The 22982-nt window shown below is 56.1% G+C and carries 21 protein-coding genes; 17 read left to right on the top strand and 4 right to left on the bottom strand.

Features of this window, described 5'->3' with window-relative positions; genetic code table 11:
- Positions 1-45: 45 nt before the first annotated feature.
- A complete protein-coding gene (gene trxA / locus OSH09_RS05610) occupies positions 46-372 on the bottom strand; it encodes a thioredoxin TrxA (protein WP_207875157.1) in 327 nt (108 codons plus the stop codon).
- Positions 373-606: 234 nt separating this feature from the next.
- Here trxA and OSH09_RS05605 point away from each other — a divergent pair, with 234 nt between their 5' ends.
- From OSH09_RS05605 to OSH09_RS05565, 9 genes are all read left to right on the top strand, one after another.
- Positions 607-2568, top strand: coding sequence for a DNA topoisomerase IV subunit B (locus OSH09_RS05605; RefSeq protein WP_323178725.1), 1962 nt, complete (start codon positions 607-609; stop codon positions 2566-2568).
- Positions 2569-2588: 20 nt separating this feature from the next.
- The gene (parC, locus tag OSH09_RS05600) at positions 2589-4898 is read left to right on the top strand and encodes a DNA topoisomerase IV subunit A (protein ID WP_266120409.1); all 2310 of its coding nucleotides are present in this window, start codon (positions 2589-2591) and stop codon (positions 4896-4898) included.
- Between the two features lie 61 nt (positions 4899-4959).
- Positions 4960-5994 carry a CDP-6-deoxy-delta-3,4-glucoseen reductase gene (locus OSH09_RS05595; RefSeq protein WP_266120408.1) on the top strand — a complete coding sequence of 345 codons (1035 nt, stop codon included), beginning with the start codon at positions 4960-4962 and terminating at the stop codon, positions 5992-5994.
- Between the two features lie 37 nt (positions 5995-6031).
- The gene (locus OSH09_RS05590; protein WP_266120407.1) at positions 6032-7285 is read left to right on the top strand and encodes a D-amino acid dehydrogenase; all 1254 of its coding nucleotides are present in this window, start codon (positions 6032-6034) and stop codon (positions 7283-7285) included.
- A 7-nt stretch (positions 7286-7292) separates the two neighbouring features.
- Positions 7293-8606 carry an extracellular solute-binding protein gene (locus OSH09_RS05585; RefSeq protein ID WP_207875152.1) on the top strand — a complete coding sequence of 438 codons (1314 nt, stop codon included), beginning with the start codon at positions 7293-7295 and terminating at the stop codon, positions 8604-8606.
- A gap of 260 nt (positions 8607-8866) precedes the next feature.
- Complete coding sequence (locus OSH09_RS05580) at positions 8867-9700, top strand: TcpQ domain-containing protein (RefSeq protein ID WP_376912112.1); 834 nt, start codon at positions 8867-8869, stop codon at positions 9698-9700.
- Positions 9697-10293: a hypothetical protein gene (locus OSH09_RS05575; protein WP_266120406.1), complete on the top strand. Its 597-nt coding sequence runs from the start codon at positions 9697-9699 to the stop codon at positions 10291-10293. Before OSH09_RS05580 ends, OSH09_RS05575 begins: the two co-directional genes overlap by 4 nt.
- Before the next feature lie 416 nt (positions 10294-10709).
- A complete protein-coding gene (locus tag OSH09_RS05570) occupies positions 10710-11801 on the top strand; it encodes a hypothetical protein (protein ID WP_266120405.1) in 1092 nt (363 codons plus the stop codon).
- Positions 11767-12186 (top strand): hypothetical protein, encoded by a 420-nt coding sequence (locus OSH09_RS05565; protein ID WP_266120404.1) that lies wholly within the window; start codon positions 11767-11769, stop codon positions 12184-12186. The genes OSH09_RS05570 and OSH09_RS05565 overlap by 35 nt, the downstream gene beginning before the upstream one ends.
- A gap of 137 nt (positions 12187-12323) precedes the next feature.
- Here the strand turns inward: OSH09_RS05565 and OSH09_RS05560 are convergent, their stop codons facing one another.
- Both OSH09_RS05560 and uraH read right to left on the bottom strand, forming a co-directional pair.
- Positions 12324-13556, bottom strand: a complete 1233-nt coding sequence (locus tag OSH09_RS05560) for a urate hydroxylase PuuD (RefSeq protein WP_207875147.1) — start codon at positions 13554-13556, stop codon at positions 12324-12326.
- A 58-nt stretch (positions 13557-13614) separates the two neighbouring features.
- Complete coding sequence (uraH, locus tag OSH09_RS05555) at positions 13615-13968, bottom strand: hydroxyisourate hydrolase (RefSeq protein WP_266120403.1); 354 nt, start codon at positions 13966-13968, stop codon at positions 13615-13617.
- A 205-nt stretch (positions 13969-14173) separates the two neighbouring features.
- On the opposite strand from uraH, the gene OSH09_RS05550 reads away from it, so the two are divergent.
- From OSH09_RS05550 to trmD, 7 genes are all read left to right on the top strand, one after another.
- Positions 14174-14929 (top strand): GntR family transcriptional regulator, encoded by a 756-nt coding sequence (locus tag OSH09_RS05550; protein WP_207875145.1) that lies wholly within the window; start codon positions 14174-14176, stop codon positions 14927-14929.
- 11 nt (positions 14930-14940) lie between these two features.
- Positions 14941-15873 (top strand): allantoinase PuuE, encoded by a 933-nt coding sequence (puuE, locus tag OSH09_RS05545; RefSeq protein ID WP_207875144.1) that lies wholly within the window; start codon positions 14941-14943, stop codon positions 15871-15873.
- 284 nt (positions 15874-16157) lie between these two features.
- Positions 16158-18785, top strand: coding sequence for an alanine--tRNA ligase (gene alaS / locus OSH09_RS05540; protein ID WP_266120402.1), 2628 nt, complete (start codon positions 16158-16160; stop codon positions 18783-18785).
- A complete protein-coding gene (locus OSH09_RS05535; protein ID WP_207875142.1) occupies positions 18785-19039 on the top strand; it encodes a sulfurtransferase TusA family protein in 255 nt (84 codons plus the stop codon). Before alaS ends, OSH09_RS05535 begins: the two co-directional genes overlap by 1 nt.
- Positions 19040-19182: 143 nt before the next feature.
- Positions 19183-19443, top strand: coding sequence for a 30S ribosomal protein S16 (gene rpsP, locus OSH09_RS05530; RefSeq protein ID WP_189390859.1), 261 nt, complete (start codon positions 19183-19185; stop codon positions 19441-19443).
- A gap of 33 nt (positions 19444-19476) precedes the next feature.
- Positions 19477-20076 carry a ribosome maturation factor RimM gene (gene rimM / locus OSH09_RS05525; protein ID WP_207875141.1) on the top strand — a complete coding sequence of 200 codons (600 nt, stop codon included), beginning with the start codon at positions 19477-19479 and terminating at the stop codon, positions 20074-20076.
- 89 nt (positions 20077-20165) lie between these two features.
- Positions 20166-20924: a tRNA (guanosine(37)-N1)-methyltransferase TrmD gene (gene trmD, locus OSH09_RS05520; protein ID WP_207875140.1), complete on the top strand. Its 759-nt coding sequence runs from the start codon at positions 20166-20168 to the stop codon at positions 20922-20924.
- 55 nt (positions 20925-20979) lie between these two features.
- Here the strand turns inward: trmD and OSH09_RS05515 are convergent, their stop codons facing one another.
- Positions 20980-21966 carry a DMT family transporter gene (locus OSH09_RS05515; RefSeq protein WP_266120401.1) on the bottom strand — a complete coding sequence of 329 codons (987 nt, stop codon included), beginning with the start codon at positions 21964-21966 and terminating at the stop codon, positions 20980-20982.
- A 76-nt stretch (positions 21967-22042) separates the two neighbouring features.
- Between OSH09_RS05515 and OSH09_RS05510 the strand changes: the two genes are divergently transcribed.
- Complete coding sequence (locus OSH09_RS05510) at positions 22043-22915, top strand: LysR family transcriptional regulator (RefSeq protein WP_266120400.1); 873 nt, start codon at positions 22043-22045, stop codon at positions 22913-22915.
- The last annotated feature ends 67 nt before the right edge of the window (positions 22916-22982 follow it).

Raw genomic sequence — 22982 nt, 5'->3', positions numbered from 1 at the left:
GCAGACCGCAGGCCAGCGAAGGGCCTGCGTGCGGTTAATCAGAGATTACAGGGAGCTGTCGAGAAACGCGCTAAGTTGGGACTTGGCCAGTGCGCCGACTTTAGTCTGGGCGACTTGGCCGTCTTTAAACAGCATGAGCGTTGGAATACCGCGAACACCGAATTTAGCAGGGGTGTCGGGATTTTCATCGACGTTGAGCTTAGCGATGATAACACGACCTTTGTACAGTTCGGCAGCCTCGTCGAGCAAAGGTGCAATCATTTTACAGGGGCCGCACCATGCAGCCCAGTAATCGACCAGAACAGGAAGTTCGGCATTGAGGACGTCGCTCTCAAAGGAGGCGTCTGTAACGTGAATGATGGAGTCGCTCATGGCAAGATGCAAAAAAATTAAAAGATAACGAAAAACTATACGTGTGGCGTGACCTGAGCACAATGTATTCTACGGCCAATTGCGACGGTCTTGTTGCCAATTTTTGACAGGATACCATTGCGTCTGGTTGATAATGTGCATTCACTGCGCAACGCGCGCCAATAAAGCGTTTCCCCACTGGCGCCTAACCACTCGTAAAATAGCGTTTTTCTGTACGATCTACCGGGAATCAAGTTGTCTACTACACGTTACGACGAATCTTCTATACGGGTGCTCAAAGGGCTGGAACCGGTCCGTCAGCGCCCGGCCATGTATACCCGCACGGATAATCCCCTGCATATTGTGCAGGAGGTCATCGATAACGCGGCCGATGAAGCCCTGGCTGGTTTTGCCCGTACCTTGACGGTTACCTTGCTGGAGGACGGCGGTATCCAGGTCGAGGATGATGGGCGCGGTATTCCTGTCGGCCTGCACCCCGAAGAGAATGCGCCTGTGGTGGAACTGGTTTTCACACGGCTGCATGCCGGGGGCAAGTTCGACAAGCTCAATGGCGGGGCCTATGCCTTCTCCGGCGGTTTGCACGGGGTGGGGGTTTCGGTGACCAATGCCTTGTCGCGTCGCCTGGAAGTGCTGGTCTGGCGTGATGGGCAAGCCAATGAAATCGTCTTTGCCGATGGCGAGCTGGAGCAGCCTCTGGCCCAAACGGGGACGGTGGCCAAGCGTAAAACGGGCACCCGTGTTCGGGTCTGGCCCGATCCCAAGTATTTCGACTCTGCTCAGATTCCTCTGGCTCAACTGACTCATATCCTGCATAGCAAGGCCGTCTTGCTGGAAGGGGTGACCGTGGAGCTGGTGCAGCAAAAAACCGGCCAGCGCCAGCAATGGTGCTATCAGGACGGTTTGCGTGGCTACCTTCAGGAAGAGATGGAAGGCGTGGAGTTGCTGGTGCCCTTGTTTGAAGGCCGCCAATACGCCCCGCAAGATGATGATAATTTCTCCCCCGGCGAGGGGGCCCATTGGGTGGTGGCCTGGACGCTGGATTCGCAGATTGTGCGCGAGTCCTACGTCAACCTGATTCCCACCAGTGCCGGTGGCACACACGAATCGGGTTTGCGTGATGGCCTGTATCAAGCCGTGCGCAGCTTTGCCGAGCTGCATAGCCTGATTCCCAAGGGCGTCAAGCTGCAGGCCGAGGACGTATTTGCGCGTGCCAGCTTTGTGCTGTCGGCCAAGGTTCTGGACCCGCAATTCCAAGGGCAAATCAAGGAAAAGCTCAATAGCCGTGATGCGGTACGTCTGGTGAGTGGTTATGTGCGCAATGCGCTGGAACTGCATCTGCACGCCAATGTGGATCAAGGTCGCAAGTTGGCTGAAGTGGCCGTGCGTCAGGCTCAGGCCCGCACGCGTTCGGCCCAGAAAGTGGAAAAACGCAAAAGCTCGGGCGTGGCGGTCTTGCCCGGCAAGCTCACGGACTGCGAATCCCACGATCTGGAAAACTCCGAACTGTTTCTGGTCGAGGGTGACTCGGCAGGCGGCTCGGCCAAAATGGGGCGCGACAAGGAGTTTCAGGCCATTTTGCCCCTGCGCGGCAAGGTCTTGAATGCCTGGGAAGTGGATCGTGATCGCTTGTTTGCCAACCAGGAAATTCACGATATTTCCGTGGCGATCGGCGTAGATCCGCACGATGCCCAGTCCGAACCTGACCTGTCCGGTTTGCGCTATGGCCGCATCTGTATCTTGTCGGATGCGGACGTGGACGGCTCGCACATTCAGGTGCTCTTGCTGACCTTGTTCTTCCGTCATTTCCCCAAACTGATCGAGACGGGCCACGTGTATGTAGCGCGCCCCCCCTTGTTCCGCGTAGATGTGCCTGCCGCTGGCAAACGCCCGGCTCGCAAAATCTATTGCCTGGATCAGGGCGAGCTGGATGCCACTTTGGAAAAGCTGCGCAATGAAGGTATCCGCAACGAGTCCTGGAGCATCAGCCGCTTTAAAGGTCTGGGTGAAATGAGCGCGGAACAGTTGTGGGATACCACCATGAACCCCGATACCCGCCGTTTATTGCCTGTGCATTGGGGTGAGGATGGGCTTAGCGGTACGCAAACCATGTTCACCATGCTGATGGGCAAGGGCGAGGCCTCGGCCCGCCGTGCCTGGTTGGAAGAAAAAGGCAATTTGGCCGATCTGGACGTCTGAGCCCGACTTAAGAGTTATTTATGGATAGCAATCAATTGGATTTTGAACCGGCCGGATCGGACGATAGCATCACGCTGGCGACGTACGCCGAACAAGCGTATCTGGATTACGCCGTTTCGGTCGTGCGCGGGCGTGCCTTGCCGGACCTGACGGATGGCCAAAAGCCGGTGCAGCGCCGCATTCTTTACGCGATGGACGCGATGGGCCTGGGCCCAACTGCCAAGCCAGTGAAATCGGCCCGTGTGGTGGGGGATGTGCTGGGTAAGTACCACCCGCACGGTGACCAGGCTGCCTATGACGCCATGGTGCGTATGGCACAGAATTTTGTGCTGCGTTACCCGCTGGTCGATGGGCAGGGTAACTTCGGTTCGCGCGATGGCGACAATGCCGCCGCCATGCGTTACACGGAAGCGCGCCTGACTCCGTTCTCGCGTTTGCTGCTGGACGAGCTGGACGAAGGCACGGTGGACTTTATCCCCAACTACGATGGCAGCCAGAAAGAGCCAGTGACCTTGCCTGCTCGCTTGCCCATCATGCTGCTTAACGGCGCATCGGGGATTGCGGTGGGGATGGCAACCGAGATTCCTTCCCACAACCTGCGCGAAGTTGCCCAGGCTTGCGTGAGCCTGCTGCGCAATCCGAATTTGAGCGATCAGGAAATACACGAGATCGTTCCTGGCCCGGACTTTGCCGGTGGTGGCCAAATCATTTCCTCTTCGGCTGACATTGCAGCGGTTTACGCGCAAGGCCGAGGTTCCATCAAAGCTCGTGCCCGTTGGGTATTCGAGGAAATGGCGCGTGGTCAATGGCAATTGGTCGTGACTGAATTGCCGCCCGGCAGCTCCTCCCAGCAGATTCTGGAGGAGATTGAGGAACGCACCAATCCCAAGGTCAAAGCGGGCAAAAAATCCCTGAGCACCGAGCAACAGCAGACTAAAGCCTTGATGCTGAATATGCTCGATGCCGTGCGTGACGAGTCGGGCAAGCAGGCCGCCGTGCGTCTGGTCTTTGAACCCAAATCCCGCGCTATTGATCGGGACGAGTTTGTGACCACCCTGTTGGCGCAGACCAGTCTGGAGCGCAACGTCTCCATCAACCTGGTGTGTATTGATACTGACGGCCGTCCCGGCCAGCGCTCCTTGCGTCAGGTTCTGCAAAGCTGGCTGGAATTCCGCCGTCATACGATGGAGCGCCGTACCCGCTATCGTCTGGACAAAGTCACTGATCGTATCCATGTGCTGCAAGGGCGCATGGTGGTGTACCTGAATGTGGATGAAGTCATCCAAACCATTCGCGAATCTGACGAACCGCGTGCAGCCTTGATGGAGCGCTTTGAGTTAAGCGAACGTCAGGCCGACGATATTCTGGAAATGCGCTTGCGTCAGTTGGCGCGTCTGGAAGGCTTCAAGATCGAGAAAGAGCTGCAAGAGCGTCTGGAAGAGCAGGAGTCCTTGCAAAAGCTGCTGGATGATCCCAAGGCCTTGAAACGTCTGATGATTCGTGAAATCGAAGCAGACGTTAAAACCTACGGTGATGAGCGTCGCACCTTGATTGAAGCGGCCGAGCGCGCCGTGCTGGAAACCAAAGTGGTCGACGAGCCAGTTACCGTGATTGTGTCGCGCAAAGGCTGGCTGCGTTCGCGTCAGGGCCACGGTCACGACGCCTCGCAATTCAGCTTCAAAACGGGTGATGATCTGTGCGATTCGCTGGAGTGCCGTAGTACCACTGATCTGGTCGCCATCGGTACCGATGGCCGGGTCTATACTGTGCCGGTTTCCAGCTTGCCTTCAGCGCGTGGAGATGGTCAGCCCATTACCTCCATGATTGAAGTCAGCTCCAGCGCGCCTATCGAACATATTCTGGCCGCGCCTCTGGAGCAGAACTACTTGCTGGCGGCCTGCGATGGCTACGGTTTTGTGGCCTCCCAAGGCGACATGAATACGCGCCAGAAAGCAGGCAAGCAGTTTGTCACTATTGAAGATGGCAAAAAGCTGCTTAAACCCCTGGCTTTACGCCCAGACGACCAGTACGTGGGCCTGCTCAGCGAGCAGGGACGTTTCCTGGTGGTGGACATCAAGGAACTGAAAGTGCTGTCCAAAGGTGGACGTGGCACCGTGCTGATCAAGCTCAATGAAGGCGATACGCTGAGTCAGTGGGTGGCTTTTGGTGAAACTGGTCTGGCGGTTAGCGGAGTAAACCGCAAGCGTCCGTCCACCATCGTGATGGATCTGGACATGCTGGCCAATTATCTGGGCAAGCGGGCAGGCAAGGGCAAGACCCTGTCGCTCAAATTGAACGACCCAGTTTTGCATCGGCCTGAAGAGTCCTGAATTTGTATTGTCGCCGGAGGCTGGCCCTCCGCCTGATAGCTTTCTTTTTTGAGTGTGGGATATGAGTTTCAAAGTCACGGTTCAGCCCAGCGGGCATAGTTTTGACGTACAGCCCGGACAATCTGTGCTGGATGGCGCGCTGAATGCGGGCATTGTCTTGCCCTATAGCTGCCGTAATGGCACCTGTTCGTCTTGCCGTGGCAAGGTCATTGAAGGTGAATATGATGCAGGCCGTGCGCCCGAGCAATTGCTGAGCGAAGACGACCGTGCGGCGGGCTACACCCTGTTCTGTCAGGCCAAGCCCAGCAGCGATATGCTGATCGAGTCCCACGAAATTCGTATGGCGACCGATATCCAGATTCGCAAAATGCCGTCGCGCGTCGTGGGGCTGGAAAAGGTACGTGATGATGTGATGGTGGTGCGTCTGCAAATGCCATCGTCCGAGCCATTCCGTTACTACCCCGGCCAGTATCTGGAGTTCATCCTGAAAGATGGCAGCCGTCGCAGCTACTCTATGGCCACACCGCCACGGGAAGACAATCAGGTGGAATTGCATATCCGTCACATGCCCGGCGGCGTGTTTACCGATCACGTGTTCGGTGCCGGTGCCACCGCCATGAAAGAGCGTGAAATTCTGCGCGTGGAAGCGCCTTTGGGTTCTTTCTTCCTGCGTGAAGACAGCGCTGCTCCTATGGTGTTCCTGGCCAGCGGCACGGGTTTTGCACCGATCAAGGCCTTGATCGAGCGTTTGATTCAAACCGGCAGCCAGCGTGAAGTGGCCCTGTATTGGGGTGGTCGTCGACCCAAGGATCTGTACCAGTCCGAACTGGCTGAAAAGTGGGCTAGCGAACTGCCTAATGTGCGTTTCATCCCGGTGATTTCGGACGCTCAGCCCGAAGATGCTTGGACGGGACGTACCGGCTTTGTGCATCAGGCCGTATTGGCTGATTTGCCTGATCTGTCGGCCTGGCAGGTCTACGCCTGTGGTGCGCCGGGTATGGTTGAGGCGGCTCGCAAGGATTTTGTGGAGCAAGCTCAACTGAATCCGGACAATTATTTTGCAGATGCCTTTACGTCCCTGGCAGACGTAAAGTAAGCGTCTTGATCAATAGCTCAACAAGCGGACAGTAAACATGAAAGTAGCAGTTCTGGGCAGCGGCATTATTGGGGTTTCAACTGCCTGGTGGCTGAGCCAGCAAGGTTGTGAAGTGGTGGTCGTGGATCGGGGGACCGGTCCCGCACAAGAAACCTCGCGTGCCAACGGTGGGCAAATCTCGGTGTCGTATGCCGAGCCCTGGGCCAACCCGAAAATGCCGCTCAAACTGCTGAAATGGTTGCTGCAGGACGATGCTCCTTTGCTGTTCCGTCCGCGCCTGGATCTGCGTCAGTGGCGCTGGTGCCTGTCTTTTCTGCGAGAGTGTCTGCCCGGCCGGGTTGCGCCTAATGTGCGTGCCCTGGTGGCGATGGCTGAATACAGCCGCAGCACGCTCAAGCAATTGCGGCCTAGCCTGGACTTTGATTACCGACATCAGGAAAAGGGCATCATCACCTTTTACCGTGATGCGCAAAGTCTGGATGATTCCCAGCAAATGGCCGATGTCATGCGCGATATGGGGGTGGACCGGCGCATCATGAGCGTGGACGAACTGGTGCAGCTTGAGCCTGCTCTGGCGTCGGCCCGCGATCAGATTGTGGGTGGTGATTACACCAAAGACGATGAATCTGGTGATGCCAATCAGTTCACTTGTGGTTTGGCCGCGATGGCCAGGCGCGCCGGGGTGGAGTTTCGTTTTTCCACACAGATCACCCGTTTGCTGACGACCAAGGGCCGAGTCGTAGGAGTTGAGGTGATTGGTGCTGATGGCGCGTACGAGTCCATCCAGGCGGACGCTTTTGTTGTCGCCATGGGCAGTTTCAGCCCCACGGTCCTGCAGCCGCTGGGGATTTCCTGCCCCGTTTACCCGGCCAAAGGCTATTCGGCCACTTTCCCGGTGCTGGTGCCCGAGGGGGCACCCACCGTCAGTCTGACGGACAAAGATAAAAAACTTGTTTTTTCCCGTCTGGGCGATAGCCTGCGGGTGGCTGGAACCGCTGAATTGTCGGGCTATTCCCGCAGTTTGAATCCCGCCCGCTGTCAGGCTTTGTTAACCCATGTCGCAGATCTGTTCCCAAGCGCATTGGATTTTGATAATGTTCATTTCTGGTCAGGACTGCGTCCTGCCACAGCATCTAATGTCCCACTGATAGGCCGATCTTCCATTCCTAACCTGTACCTGAATACCGGACATGGCACCCTGGGGTGGACCATGGGTATAGGCTCTGGCCGAGCCTTGGCGGACCTGGTCATGGGACGACAACCCGAACCTGAATTTCCTTTTTTATCTTGAAGGATGTATGAAAAATCTACGCGGATTACTGTTGAAACGTGGTGTTATGGCTTTGGCGATGGCAGCGGGTGGCTCAGCCGCTTTGCTGTTCGGGTCCACCGCCCTGGCAGCCGTTGATATTCAGGTCTGGACCGCTTTGAACTCGCACAATCAGGACGAGTTTGAAAGCTTGGTTCGGGATTTCAATCGTAGCCAGAAAGACGTCAAAGTGACGGTCAAGGCGCATGATACGGAAACCTCTTTGGATCAGGCCATGCAAGCGGGCAAAGACTTGCCCAATCTGGTGCAGTTAGGCGAGATGTCCGGTCTGGACGAGGTCGCTGATCGCTCCTATATCTTGCCTATGTACACCTTGCTGGCTCGGGAAAAAATGGACAATGTGTCCTGGTTCCTGGCCTCGAACTCCTTTGTGCGCAATGGCCGCGGCCAATTGCAAGGCTTCCCTTTCATGGCCGAAATCCCGGTCATGTACTACAACCTGGATGCCTTTGATAAGGCCAAGATCGAGCCAGCGGTCCCAAGCCGTGTCTGGCTGGATCTGCAGGCCCAGTTGGTCGATCTGGCCAATAAAGGTTCGCGTCGTTGCCCTTTGACCTCTGACCAGTCTGTCTCCATCAATCTGGAGAATCTGGCTGCCGTGAATAACCAGATTTATGGTCTGGCTCCCGGCCCCAAAGTCAAAGGCAAGGTCGGTTTTGACTTTGACGTCATGTATATCCGCCACCTGTCCATGATGATCAGTTGGGTGAAGTCCGAACTGATGGTCAAGCCTGGCACGCTGCCTGAATCGCCCCAGCGCTTTGCCAAGGGTGAATGTGCTGTCATGTTCTCCAATTCGGGTCATATCGGTGAATACAGCGACACACGCGGCTTGAAGTACGCCGTGACAGGTTTGCCGTACTACCCGGAAGTCACCCAAACCCCCGGTAAGCCTTTTGTGACGGGTTCGGCTTTGTGGGCGGTCAAAGGCCATAAGTCCGAGCAGGATCAGGCTTCGGCGCGTTTCATCAACTGGTTGGCCCAACCCGAAAACGCAGCACGCTGGTATCAGAAAACAGGTTTCTTGCCGGTGAGCCGTGAAGCCTTCAATGCTACAGGCAGCGATTACTACAAGGACAAGGGCGACTGGATGCACCTGGTGGGTGCCTATAGCAGCGGTACCTCGGGTACAGCCAAAGGCAATTTCCGTAACTACCGCCAGATTCGTGCCGTGTTCAATCAGAGCCTGGAAAGCGCTCTGGATGGTCAGCAGCCCGCGATGACTGCCTTGCGTACGGCAGCCACTGAAGCCAACCGTTTGGTGGCCCAGAAAGGACGCTGATTTATCTCTGCGTACAAGCCGATCTAGCCGCCTAGGCTAGCATCACGGAAGATAAACCCCATGCCCTTGAACGGGACATGGGGTTTTTTCTTTGGGTGTCTGTGATGCGTTTTCTTGTCCGTTTCTGCGTGTTGGTGATGTGTGGTTTGGGGCTGCCCGCCTGTCAGACCAGCCTGGGCCCGGATGGTCGTTTGGCTGACCCGGGCACACGCGTCTTTAACTTCGATTGGCGCTTGTCCGGCGACCCACAGGTAGGCCCTATGCAGGTCTTTGATAATGGGGTTCGGATTTGGCTGCATTTTTCACCGGAGCAAATGCTGCCAGCGGTGTTGGGACGCAGGAATGGGCAGGAAACATTGCTGTCTTTGAAACCCTTGGGGCAGTTTCAAGTGATTGACGGCTTATGGGCGGAGCTGATATTTCGTGCTGGGCGAGCACAGGCACAGGCCAGCTTAGGGCGCAAGAGTGTCCATGGTGAGGGGTCTGTATGGCTTGGCGTAGAAAAGTCAGATGCCGTGCCACAGGATCGCCTCCAGCAAGATCATTTGCAGTCTGCCCAAGCAAGCCACTCTCAGCTTGCTCACCCTCTACTAGGCCATTTCTCATCAAGTCCTTCTCGGGCCGGTTCTTCCGCCCAAAGTAATTTTTCTCCTGGGAAGTTTGCGTCAGATTTAGTGGCGGCCCAAGAGAAGGAAGGGGAATTTGCACCAGTGAAATTGGTGCAGACACAGGCCTTTCAAGCCCGCTCAGAGGTGCTGCCAGTTCCAGCCCTTGTTCTGGATACAGCGTCCAGTGAACAGTCGGTTTTTGAGCTGCGAATAAAGGATAGAACCTTAAGGCAGGCATTAGTCCGATGGGCTAAACAAGCGAAATGGACTTTTGCACCTGAACACTGGACCTTGGAGCTTGATTTCCCCGTCAAGGCAGCGGCCCGTTTTGAGGGAAGCTTTGAGTCTGCTGTGGCTCAATTATTAGCGGCTGCCCAACTGAATGCACATCCTTTGCAGGCCTGTTTTTACTCCAATCAGGTGCTTAGGGTTCTGGCTTGGCCGCACGCCTGCGATCCGAGCGTGCCGCCTGAGGGGCAGTCATGAATTACCTCTGCCTATTGTTTTTGCTTTTGATGACGGGCTGCACCTTGCAAACACGAGGGCAGCACGTCGATCAGGCGTGGCTGGATGATGCCGTATCACTGGATGACGGCAGCGCAGCTCTTATGCCCCATGCTCAGTCTGTCGACAAGCCCTGGTTGCTGGGGGAGGCCGTCCCTTTACGAAAACAGGCTGTCTTGCCTGCGGCATTACGCTCCAGCCAAACCTTCAGTTTTTCTTTGGAAACGCCTTTGCCCGATCTGGATGAACTGGCGCGTCGTTTGTCTTTATTGTCTGAGCTGACCGTGTTCATCAGTCCGCAGGCTCGCTTGTCGTTAACGCAGGTTTCCCCACGAACAGGTGTGGAGGAGGTGCTGGAACCGACTCAGCAAGGTGGTCTGATTTTTGAGCAACTGCGTTTGTCAGCGTTGCTTGATCAGATTACAGCGGTATATAGCCTGAAGTGGCGTTATCAGGCAGGCCGTATCGAGCTGTACCGCCATGAAACACGTCGCTTGGCTTTGGAGCCGCAGTCTGGATTGCGGCGCATGGATCAGTCATCGGCAGGTGGCTCAAGCGATGGAGGCGCGAAATGAGTGCAGCCCTATCCCAACGGGAGTACTGGTTCGGATTGCAATGGGCAAATACCGGGCGAGATAGTCATCGGACTCAAACCCCTCAGATGCATCAATCGTATTGGTCTTGCGCGATGGCAGCGGGTGGGGATTTGAAAGAGCAGGCAGGCAAGCCAACAGAAAGGCAAATAGAAACGCGAATGGAGAGGCAGGCAGAAGTACAACAAGTGTGGGGAGAGGTTGATGGGGAGGTCGTAGGCCAAACCGTAGAACAGACAGCAGGACAAACTGCAGGGCTAAGAGCAGGGCAGACAATGGGTTGGGTGCCGAGTAGTTGGCTCAACACTCGGCGGACGCAGTCAGTCCTGCGCCTGGCTCAGAACGGGCCCTCAAGAGCAAGACTGACGCGAGCCCAAGCCTATTCCGCGGCTGCTTGTATGGCTGCCCATCACCCGCAAGAGGCAATTTTTCTTTTATGGACGGTGGCTCCTGGCCGTTTGTGGTTTCTGGTGCTGGAGCATGGCCTGGTGATGGAGGGTAGCGATTGTCTCCTGGCTCAGGTTGGGCAGGTGCAGATCTTGCGGCAGGCCATGCAGGCTCGTTATCCCTCCATCCGTGAGCTGCGACAGCCTGACGATTTATGGGTTTGCCTGGAGCAGGGCAGAGGGCCACAGAGCCGTATGCAACACCAGCCTGTCAGACGCGTGAGGTGGCGTGAAAAGATTCCGCTTCGTCTGGTGCTGTTGTCTTTGCTGATGATGGCTACGCTTGGGGGCGTGTTGTCCGCTGATCTGCGGGGGCGCTTAGCCACCAACGTGTCTGATTGGGAGTTCAGCCCAGCCCAGGAAGAGGAGTCCGGTTTGACGAGTATCCAGGCTGTGCTGGGCCTGATGGAGGAGCTCCCCGCTCAGGGAGCGGACTGGCAATTGCAGCAGGTGGATTGTCGTCGTCAGACTGCCTTGTGGGACTGTCAGGCGCACTATGGGTTTGAGAATGTGCACAGTTTTAGCGTAGCCATGCATAGCCAGACTCGAGAGCCGAATGAGCTGGAGTTCACCGGACTAGGGCAGGCTGAGTTGCGTATCCGGCGGAGGTATCAGGCATTGAATCCTCATTCCTTGGCAAGTCCAGATCAGGAGCGACTGCTAGTTGCGGCATCTTCACGTTTGCATACCGAGCTGGCAGCCCTGCAGCCTGCTTTCATGCGCTTGTCATTGGCTCCTGCCCAGTGGGTCGAGTCTGCTGATGAGAACGCAAAAACAGGGGCAGGTATGTGGCGGCGCTCCTGGCTCAGTCAATCGCCATTGCGCTCGGTGTATTTGCTAGCGGCACAGCTCCCTGATCTGCAATGGGAGCGCTTGAGCTTGTCTTTGAATCCGCAGTCATATCCCTCGCTGCTGGGCAGTGCTTTTATCGTGGAGCTGGAAGGCTATGTTTATGAATCTGTGGATCGGGACTTGGCCGACCAGGATTTGGCGGATCACATGCAGACTTTTGAGCATTCTGTTTGGTCTGATGTTGACGTTTAGTACACCGGCTGGGGCGACGGAAGCCATGGTGTCGATAGTCAGGGAGATGTTGCTGCTGGAAGCCGAGCAGGCTCGTCAGAATATGTCGTCTTGCAGCAGAGCGGCAGAGGGCGAGAGCCATCATCGCGATGCTATTCAGAGCCCACCACCAAAGCTCGTGAACGTGCCAAGGCTGAAGGCGATTTATGGGCGAGATACGCAACTGTTGGCTGAAGTTCAGCATGAACAGCGTCTGCTTGTATTTCAGCAAGGACAACGCTGGCCTATTGGGAGAGAGCGGGATCAAAACATACGTTTGTTGTCGCTGAGTAGTCGTTGTATTGAGCTTGAAATGGACGCGCCACCTCAACACGCCCAAGCGATCAAACTCTGTTTGCCTTTATAGGGGGAGGGGGTATGCCTACGCATGCAGCAAGCCCGCAGGCCCGAAGCAAGAAAAAACCCCGACATGATTTTTCATCATATCGGGGTTGGAAGTTACTACGGAGCTTGTCGCTCGTCAGGCTTGAGCCTTGTTCTGCATTAGTCGCGCTTGCCACTCCAGGCGGCAATGGCTGCGCGCTCTTCGTCGGTCATTTGCGTCATGTTGCCCAGGGGCATGTACATGGAATGCACCACGGTTTTTACCTGGTCGGCGTGCAGCACGGTGTTGTCGATGGTGTCGAGCAACATGCCAGCAGGGGCAGCCGTAAAGCCAAAGTCGGCGTTAGGCTTGACGGCGTGACACTGAACACATCGGGCATCCATGATTTCCTGGATACGGGCAACGCTGACGGTTTCTGCGCCGTTAGCGGCTGCAGGAGCACTGGCAACTTCACCTTTCAGGCTGGCAGGAGCAGCCAGGTAACCCACGATCAGCAGCAGGACAACACCGGCGGCGGGGTAGGCAGGCTTTTTGATGCCAGCGTGCATCAGCACGAAGTATTGACGGATCAGGGCACCGGCAAAGATGAACAGCACCATGATGATCCACGCATTCGGATTGTTATACGTGAACGAGTAGTGGTTGCTCAGCATCAGCAGCAGAACGGGCAGCGTGAAGTAGGTATTGTGTACCGAACGCTGTTTGCCGCGTTTGCCATCCAGAGGATTGGGCGCCTGACCAGCTTTCAGTGCCTTGACCATGCGGCGCTGGCCGGGAATGATCCAGAAGAACACGTTGGCCGACATGCTGGTGGCCATGACAGCACCGGTCAGCAAGAAGGCAGCACGGCCCGAGAAAATGTGGGCGCTCAGGTAAGCCACCACCACCATCATGATGGCCACAGCCACACTCAGCAGGCCGTCGCGGTTCATGTTGGGGCTGATCAGACGGCACAGGCCGTTGTAAACCACCCAGCCCAGTGCCAGGAAGGCAATGGCCATGACGTTGGCTTGTGTGCCGGTCATTTGGGCAGCCCATTCCCAGGGGCTATTGGGGTTGACCAGGTAGAACTCGGGTTTGGTCAGGTAGAGCAGGGCGAACAGGAAGAAACCGGACAGCCAGGTGGTGTAGGACTTCCAGAAAGACCAGTGCAGGTCATCAGGCAGCTCGGCCGGGTTGGTCAGGTACTTTTGATTGTGATAGAAGCCGCCGCCGTGGACAGCCCACATCTCGCCAAATACACCGCGTTTCTTGCTTTCTTCGCCTTTCGGGGGTTTAAGGCCGTTGTCCAGCATCACAAAGTAGATGGACTCGCCAATCCAGGCGACCGCCGCGATGACGTGCAACCAGCGCAGCAGCAGGTTGCCGTACTCAAGTAGGTAAGCGTACATAAAGATCTCGTATCAGAGTGGTTTCGTATAGAAGCGAAAAGTCGACTTGGATACGCGATCAGCTACCGCGATAGGTGGACCAGGACCAGGGCGTCACGACCAGGGGAACGTGATAGTTGGCGTTGGCATCAGCAATGCCGAAGCGAATGCCGACCTGATCCACAAAGCGTGGCTCGGGTACGGCAACACCGTTGGCGGCAAAGTAAGCACCTGCATGAAACACCAATTCAAAAACGCCCGTGCGCATGGCCTCGCCTTGCAGCAGGGGCTCATCACAGCGACCGTCGCTATTGGTGTGAGTGGTTTTGATCAGAGTGCGTTGATCGTTTTCGATGGTGTACAGATCGACGCGCACGCCGCTGGCTGGGCGGCCTTGAGTCGTGTCAAGGACGTGGGTTGATAGCTTTCCCATAAATGTCTCCGGTTTATGGTGATCAAAAAAGGTCCAGCGAGCCCAGTTTTGAGAACCGGCCGGGGGCCAACGGTGCAAGGATCAGTGCGCTGGGTTGAGGCCCCGAAACTGTCGCTCTGTTTGAGGAATCAGATTGTCGACAATTTATGTTGACGATTTTGTCGGGGTACCGAATAATTGTCAATAGTCAATAACGAGAAATTCTATGCTTCAGATACGGCGGCAAGAGGGGACGACGAGCGAATCCCAAGCGCCAAGCGCCTCCTCGCTGCTAGAGGGAGGCTTGGCAGATAGTGAGGTCGGGCGTGTATATAGCCAGATCTTTGATGCAGTGGTCGATCGGCGTCTTTTGCCAGGAACCAAACTGACGGAAGCCACGCTGTGCACGATTTTTGAGTGCTCACGTGCCACCGTACGTGCTGCTTTGGCTGCCCTCGAACACGACAAGATTGTGGTGATTGAACCCAATCGCGGCGCCTTTATCTGGAAGCCCACCGCCAAGCAAACACGTGATGTGTTTGAACTGCGGCGTGATCTGGAAGCCTTGATCCTGAAAAAACTGATCAGCTTTCCTGATTTGCCGGAGCGCCTGGCTGGCTTGTATGAACTGGTGGAGCGTGAACAACACGCCTTTGAACATGGCGACCGCATTAGCTGGTTGCGCCTGTCCAATGCGTTTCACGTGATGCTGGCGCGCTGCGCCGGCAATGACGAGCTGACTGAACTGATGCATACCTTGTGTGCGCGCACCACGCTCATCATTGCCTATCACGACACACCGGGCGAACAGGCCTGCTCGTTCTACGAGCACAAAGAGATTTTGGACAAGCTTAGCCAGGGCGACGCCGACGGCGCGCATCTGGCTATGCATCATCACTTAAGTGATTGTGAACATCGCATGAGCGAAGCGGGTGATGGCAGTGCTGCCGATCCTTGGCTGGCACTCAGCGTAAAACGCTAAACGGAGACGGTATGTCCTTGAGTAAGTACCCTCGTGACCTGATCGGTTACGGTAAAAACGCGCCCCATGCACAATGGCCTGATCGGGCGCGCATTGCGGTGCAGTTTGTCTTGAACTATGAAGAGGGCGGTGAGAACTGCGTCTTGCACGGTGATCCGGGCTCCGAGCAGTTTCTGTCCGAAATCATTGGTGCGGCGGCTTACCCGGACCGTCACCTGTCCATGGAATCCATTTACGAATACGGCTCGCGTGCCGGTGTGTGGCGGATTCTGAAGGAATTTGAAAAACGCAGCTTGCCCATGACCGTGTTTGGTGTGGGCATGGCGCTGGAGCGTCACCCCGAGCTGGCACAAGAATTTGTGCGTCTGGGGCACGAGATTGCCTGCCACGGTTACCGCTGGATTCACTACCAGAACGTGTCCGAAGAGGTAGAGCGCGAACACATGCGTCAGTGTGTGAAAGTGCTGACGGACTTGCTGGGCCACCACCCCGAAGGCTGGTACACCGGCCGTGACAGCCCGAACACCTTGCGTCTGGTGGCTGAAGAAGGCCAGTTCCTGTACAGCTCCGACTACTACGGTGACGATCTGCCTTTCTGGGCCGAAGTCCCGATGAGCGACAACAGCGTCAAACCTCAGTTGATCGTGCCCTACACCCTGGACAGCAACGACATGCGCTTTGCCGCTCCTCAGGGCTTCAACACAGGCGATCATTTCTTCTCTTACCTGAAAGACGCGTTTGACGTGTTGTACGAAGAGGGTGAAGAAGCGCCCAAGATGCTATCCATCGGTTTGCATTGCCGCCTGATCGGCCGTCCTGGCCGCTTCCGTGCGCTGCAGCGTTTCCTGGATTACGTGCAATCGCACGAACGCGTCTGGGTATGTCGTCGTGTAGATATTGCTCGCCACTGGGCCGAGCATCATCCCTACCAGCCCAAGGCCTGATCGGCCCCAGGCCAGGGTTAGCGCTCTCTGGCCTGTCATGGCGACCTCCCGATTCCGGGCAGAGTAGTCTCACGTTCCGACTCTCCGGGGTCGGAATTGTTGTTTCTGCCCGCTGAAAACAGTACTATTTGACGCTTACGCAGCCGCTCGTACAGGGAGTGTGGCGTCCGGGCTTCTCACTGCTATGCCGGGGCGGCAGGTGTTGTGCCAGCGCAGCGCGCGCATGGGCTGCAAGGCTGATCGTCTTATAATAGGCAGTTAAATTTTCCATCGCGTTGCATGTAATGAAAACCTCAGAAATTCGTCAGAAGTTTCTTTCTTTTTTTGAATCCAAGGGACACCACATCGTTTCCTCGGCTTCCTTGGTTCCAGGTAATGACCCTACCTTGCTGTTCACTAACGCAGGGATGGTGCAGTTCAAAGACGTGTTCACGGGTAAAGAAACCCGCCCCTACAACCGTGCTACCAGCTCTCAGCGCTGTGTTCGTGCCGGTGGTAAACACAATGACCTGGAAAACGTGGGCTACACCGCCCGCCACCACACCTTTTTTGAAATGCTGGGCAACTTCAGCTTTGGCGATTACTTCAAGCAAGACGCCATTCGCTATGCCTGGGAACTGCTGACGACGGTTTACCAACTGCCTGCAGAAAAACTCTGGGTCACCGTCTACCAGGAAGACGATGAAGCCTACGATATCTGGGCCTCGGAAATTGGTGTGCCCAAAGAGCGCATCATCCGCATTGGCGACAAGGGCGGCGTGCGCTACAACTCGGACAACTTCTGGCAGATGGCCGATACCGGTCCCTGTGGTCCTTGTTCGGAAATCTTCTACGACCACGGCGCTGATGTCTGGGGTGGCCCTCCCGGATCGCCCGAAGAAGACGGCGACCGTTACATCGAAGTATGGAACCTGGTCTTCATGCAGTTCGAGCGTTCTGCTGATGGCACCATGACACCGCTGCCCAAGCCTTGTGTGGACACCGGCATGGGCCTGGAGCGTATTTCGGCTGTGCTGCAGCATGTGCACTCCAACTACGAAATCGACCTGTTCCAATCCCTGATTCAGGCCGCCGCACGTGAAACCAAGACCAGCGACCTGAGCAATAACTCGCTCAAGGTGATTGCTGACCACATCCGTGCTTGCAGCTTCCTGATCATTGATGGGGTCATCCCCAGCAATGAAGGCCGTGGCTATGTGCTGCGCCGCATTATTCGTCGCGCCTTGCGTCACGGTCACAAGCTGGGTCAGAAGGGTTTGTTCTTCTACCGCTTGGTGCAGGATCTGGGTCAGGCGATGGGCGAAGCCTACCCCGAGTTGATTGCTCAACGCGAACGTATCGAACAAGTACTGCGCCAGGAAGAAGAGCGTTTCAGCGAAACGCTGGAAAATGGCATGCGCATTCTGGAAGGGGCTTTGGCTGCCTTGCCAGAGGGCAGCAAGCTGGATGGCCAAACACTGTTCACCTTGTACGACACTTACGGTTTCCCTGTGGACCTGACCGCCGACATCTGCCGCGAGCGTGGCATTGAGGTCGATCTGGACGGTTTTGAAGTCGCCATGGAAAACCAGCGTCAGATGGCGCGTGCGTCGGGCAAGTTCAAAACGGCTGAAGGCCTGAGCTATTCCGGTGTGCAAACCCGCTTTGATGGTTACACCACGCTGGAAGGTAGCGGCACCGTTACCGCCTTGTATGTGGACGGCACCTCTGTGCAATCCGTGACCCAAGGTCAGCAAGCTGTGGTGGTTCTGGATGCGACGCCTTTCTACGCCGAGTCCGGTGGCCAAGTGGGCGATGCCGGTACCTTGAGCGGCGATAATGGCCTGTCTTTTGACGTTCAGGACACCCAGAAGATTTCCAATCAGGTGTTCGGTCACCAGGGCGTACTGAACGCTGGCACGTTGAGTGTTGGCCAGACGCTGCAAGCTCAGGTGGATACCGAACGTCGTGCACGCGTGATTCGTAATCACTCGGCTACTCACTTGATGCACAAAGCGCTGCGTCAGGTGCTGGGCGGTCACGTTCAACAACGTGGTTCCCTGGTAGACGCTGAAAAAACCCGTTTTGACTTTGCGCATGATGCTGCCATGTCGGCCGAGCAAATTGCTCAGGTCGAGGCCATTGTGAATGATCAGGTCCTGGCTAACCAGGCTGTGCAAGCCCAGTTGATGTCCTTTGATGAGGCCGTCAGCGGTGGTGCCATGGCTTTGTTTGGTGAAAAGTACGGCGACGAAGTGCGCGTACTGGATATTGGTTTCTCGCGTGAGCTGTGCGGTGGTACTCACGTTCAGCGCACGGGCGATATCGGTTTGTTCAAGATTGTCTCGGAAGGCGGTGTAGCCGCTGGCGTGCGCCGTGTTGAGGCCATTACTGGCACCAATAGCCTGCACTGGGTGCAAGCCCAGGAACGTCTGCTGAACGATGCCTCTGCCAGCCTGCGTACCCAGCCAGAAGGTCTGGTTGCCCGTATCAGTGCCTTGCAAGGTCAGATCAAGGATCTGGAGCGCGAGCGCGAACAAATGCAATCCAAGCTGGCTGCTTCGGCAGGCCAGGATCTGCTGGCTCAGGCTGTGCCTTTGAACGACAACAGCCGCTTGCTGGTGGCTACGCTTCAAGGCGTAGAAGCCAAAGCCTTGCGTGAAATGGCGGATCAGTTGAAGAACAAGCTGCAGTCTGCTGTGATTCTGCTGTCCATCGTTGCTGACGGTAAAGTCAGCCTCGTGGCGGGCGTAACGCCCGATCTGACCGCCAAGGTCAAGGCAGGCGATCTGGTGGGCTTCGTGGCCTCGCAAATGGGCGGGAAGGGCGGTGGTCGCCCTGACATGGCCATGGGTGGTGGCACCGATGCCAGTGTCTTGCCACAGGCTAATGCCTCGGTGCAGGCCTGGGTCGAAAGCAAGTTGGGCGCGTAATGACGGTACAGGATACCGGCGCCTTGCCCAGCAGCGATCTGCAGGTTGATGCCAGCGGGCTGAAATGCCCCTTGCCCATCTTGCGCGCCAAGAAAGCCTTGGCACAGTTGGAGTCCGGGCAAGTGTTGCAGGTCATCACCACCGATCAGCACGCCATTCAAGATTTTCAGGCTTTTTGTCGCCAAACTGGCAACGAACTGTTGGCTCAAGACCAGCAAGCCGAAAAAACACTGCATTTTTTACGCCGTCGCTAAGCCGTCGGCGGTAGAATGTTGCTTTGTATGTTGCGTATCTAGCACTGAATCTGGTATTTTTGCGTGTTGCTTTTGGCATGCATGCCAGAAAAGTGCTAGAATTTTTTGTTTACCGTTTACCTTACACAATAAAGGGATTATCAATGGTGGTAATTCGCTTGGCCCGTGGTGGCTCCAAAAAGCGTCCTTTTTACAACGTAGTAGCCGCCGAGGCGCGTGAACGCCGTGATGGTCGCTTCATCGAACGTTTGGGTTTTTACAACCCAGTTGCTGGCGAAGGTCATGAAAACCTGCGTCTGCAAATGGATCGCGTAAAGCACTTCACCGACAACGGTGCTCAGGTTTCGCCTGCTGTGGCTCGCCTGTTGAAAGAATACTCGGCTAAGGTTGCTTCGGCTGCCTAAGTTGATTCACCTGTTTTTTTAGTAGCGTTTAGTGTGAAACAAACTGCGATTCCTGCTGACCTTGTTGAGCTTGGTCGTATTGTTTCCGCTTATGGTGTGCGTGGTTGGGTCAAGATCCAGCCGCATTCTATGCAGACCAAAGCGCTATTGAATGCAAAAACGTGGTGGTTAAAAACGCCCCGGCCTGAATCTCAGGCGGGCGTTTTTGCGTCTGCATCACCCAGACAGATACAAACCGCAAAGCAGCATGGTGCAACCATCGTGGCGCAGTTTGAGGGTCTGGATAATCGAGAGCTGGCTCAGGCTCTCAAGGGGCATACCGTTTGGGTATCCCGCGCCGCTTTCCCCAAAGCGGACGAAGACGAATTTTATTGGGTCGATCTGATCGGCTGCCGTTTCTTTGGCGAGCAGGATGGCCAGGCGCAAAGCATGGGGCAAGTGGTGGAAGTGCTGGATAACAGTGCCCATTCCATTTTGGTCGTGCATCGTGGCTCCTGGGATGCCGAAGGTGTCTTTACGCCTGAAAAAGACGAGCAGGGCAAGCCGCTGGAAGAGCTGGTCCCCTTTGTGCAAGCTATTGTGCATACGGTGGATATGTCCGCCCGCGAACTGCATAGCCATTGGGCTGTTTGATCGTTTCAATCCTGCGCGCTGGAAACACCGAGGCCTGACTGGGCCTGTGTTTTTTTGTAGCGTATCCGCTTTTTTCTTGCCGAGTCCTCATGCGATTTGATGCCCTGACCCTGTTCCCGGACATGTTTGATGTGGTCAGCGAAGCTGGTGTCACCGGCCGTGCGCACAAACAGGGCATCTGGCAGATGCGCACCTGGAATCCGCGCGACTACACCACAGATGTGCATCGCACAGTTGATGATCGCCCCTATGGCGGTGGTCCCGGCATGGTCATGCTGGCTGACCCTTTGAATGACGCCTTGGATCAGGCCCTGGCTGATCGTGGTGATCGCCCTGAGGTGATTTTGCTTAGCCCTACAGGGCGTCGTTTTGATCAGTCAGTCGCGCAGGAATTGGCCCAAGGCCCCGGCGCGGTTCTGGTTTGTGGTCGCTACGAAGGCATAGATCAGCGTTTTATTGATGCGCGTATTACCCAGGAACTGTCTTTGGGTGATTTTGTGCTGTCTGGTGGTGAAATCGCTTCTCTGGCCATTATCGATAGCGTCATTCGGCTCTTGCCGGGTGTATTGAATGATGCCGACTCAGCGCGTCAGGACTCCTTTCATGCTGACAATAGCGGCTTGCTGGATAGTCCTCATTACACGCGTCCCGAGGTTTACCGCGATCAAGCTGTGCCCGAAGTCCTGATGTCCGGCCATCATGGCCGTATCCAGGCATGGCGACGCGAGCAATCCCTGCGTTTGACTGCCTTGCGTCGGCCCGAGCTGATCGAGCAGGCTCGTCAGCGTGGTGAGCTTAGCAAGGCGGACGAACGCTTTTTGGCGTCTCTGGCTTCCTTGGGCGAATAGTCTTGCTTGAAGAGTTCGCTAAATCTTAACGGCCCGTCTTCAAGCGGGCCGTTTTTTATCTGAGCTGCTTTGCTTGGTCGCACTGGCCAAGCTGTAGCCCCGATTTTTTCGCGGGGGTGCCGTCTTTGGCATTCAGTGCTTGCCGTCCCCAGCTCATCAAGACCATCCCGCTAATCGCCAGCAAACCGCCGCTTATCAAGGATGGGCTCAGGGCTTCGTTAAGCCACAGGCTGGAAAACAAAACACCAAATAACGGCACCAGAGCCAGATAAGCGCCTGCGGATGTGGCACCCAGGCTCTTCACGCCGTGCATATACCAGGCAAAGGCCAGGGCTGTAGAACCTAAGGCCAGACCAAATATGCTGTACCAAGCTTGGGTGGGAACATGAGCCAGGCCGCTCCAGGCAGAGATGCCCTCAATGCTCAGGCTGCTGATGGACAGGAGGACTGCGCCTATCAGTGTGGTCATGCTGGTTGCGGTCAGGGAATCTACGGTTGTCAGCACAGTGCGGCCAATCAAGGTATAGCTGACCCAGCACAGGGCACAGCCCAGTAGTAACCATTCGCCTATCCCATTTTGGCCGGGCATCAAACTGCTGATAGAACCTGCGCTTAGCGCGTACAGAGCGCCCGAAACGGCCATCACTACGCCCAGGCCCATCTTTTTATTGACGGGCTCGCGAAACAGCAAAGAGGCCAGAATCAGGATCAAGACCGGATTCAGCGCAACAACCATGGCTGCCTTGCCTGCGGGGACCAGCTTCAGTGCCAGAAGAAAGAAGATTGAATAGCCAAACACCCCAAAGGCAGAGGCATTGAGCAGGCCTAGCCACTCTCTGGAGTCAAGCGTGCGCAGGGTTTTCAGGCGACCACTCAAGCCCATCCAAAGCAGCAGTACCACGCTGGCAATCAGAAAGCGCAGGCTGGCGGCTGCCAGGGGTGGCATGGCTTGAGCGACCACCCGGCCCCAGGGCCAGGAAGCGCCCCACAGGGCGGACATGCCAATCATGCTCAGGTGTACGGAGTAGTTGGGAGATTTCATTAAATTCACTATGGGAGAGATTTCAGCAGGGGTACTATTTACTTTTATTGCTTCATAGTCGAATGAGTAAACGCTCATGACCTTCACCCAACTTGAAATTTTTTCCATGCTGGCTAGAATCGGCAGCTTTTCTCGGGCGGCTAGTGCTTTAGGGATTACGCAAAGTGCGGTCAGCCATGCGCTCAAGCAGCTAGAGGCGGATCTGGGTGTTTGCCTGTTTTCTCGCGGTCCGACGGCAGTGGAGCTGACGGAGGTGGGAGTCAAATTGCTGCTGCGTGCCAACGACATCCTTCAGCAGAAAGAAGCCTTGCATCAGGAGGCCTGCTACGAGCAGGGTATTGCCCGTGGCACCTTGCGGATCGCTTCCTTTGGGGCTTCCTCGTCCTTGCATGTGCTGCCGCATTTGCTGGCCTGCTACAGGCAGACGCATCCCGAGGTGGAGGTGCTGATTGATGAGGGTGTAGACAGCGAGGTGGCGCAGTGGCTGCTGGAGCGACGCGTCGAATTGGGCTCTGTCATCTTGCCTGATGAGCGTTTTGATGTTCTGCCTGTGGCCGAGGATGAGCTGGTGGCCGTCTTGCCTGCAGGGCATCGCTTGGCGGTTTGTAGCAGCGTGTCTGCCAGCGATTTTCATGGCCTGCCGTTTATCCGTACGGCGGCGGGTTCCGGGCCGCATGTGGATCAGTTTCTGGCGGCTGCGGGTGCTACTCCCAAGACTCTGTTTCGTTTTGAGCAGTTGTCCTCCATGCTGGGTTTTGTGGCCCAAGGGGTGGCTGTGACGATTGCGGGCAGGCTGGCTTTGCCAGAACCCCCGGAGGGCGTGATCTATCGGAGTCTGGAGCCACGCCGACCGCGTGAAATTGCTCTGGCTGCATTGAATTTCGAGCGGCTTTCCCCAGCCGCGCAGGCCTTTTTGCGGATCGCTCGGAAAATGCATCGCAAGAAGTGATGCTGTAAGGGCGGCTTTGCTTCTTGATGCTGCGTCGGGTGTTCTGTTTTTCTGGTGCGACTGGTTT

Origin of the sequence: Alcaligenes parafaecalis, from assembly GCF_026344135.1 — a bacterium.
GTDB classification, from domain to species: Bacteria; Pseudomonadota; Gammaproteobacteria; order Burkholderiales; family Burkholderiaceae_B; genus Alcaligenes; species Alcaligenes parafaecalis.
This window is presented reverse-complemented; position numbering and strand designations above follow the sequence as displayed.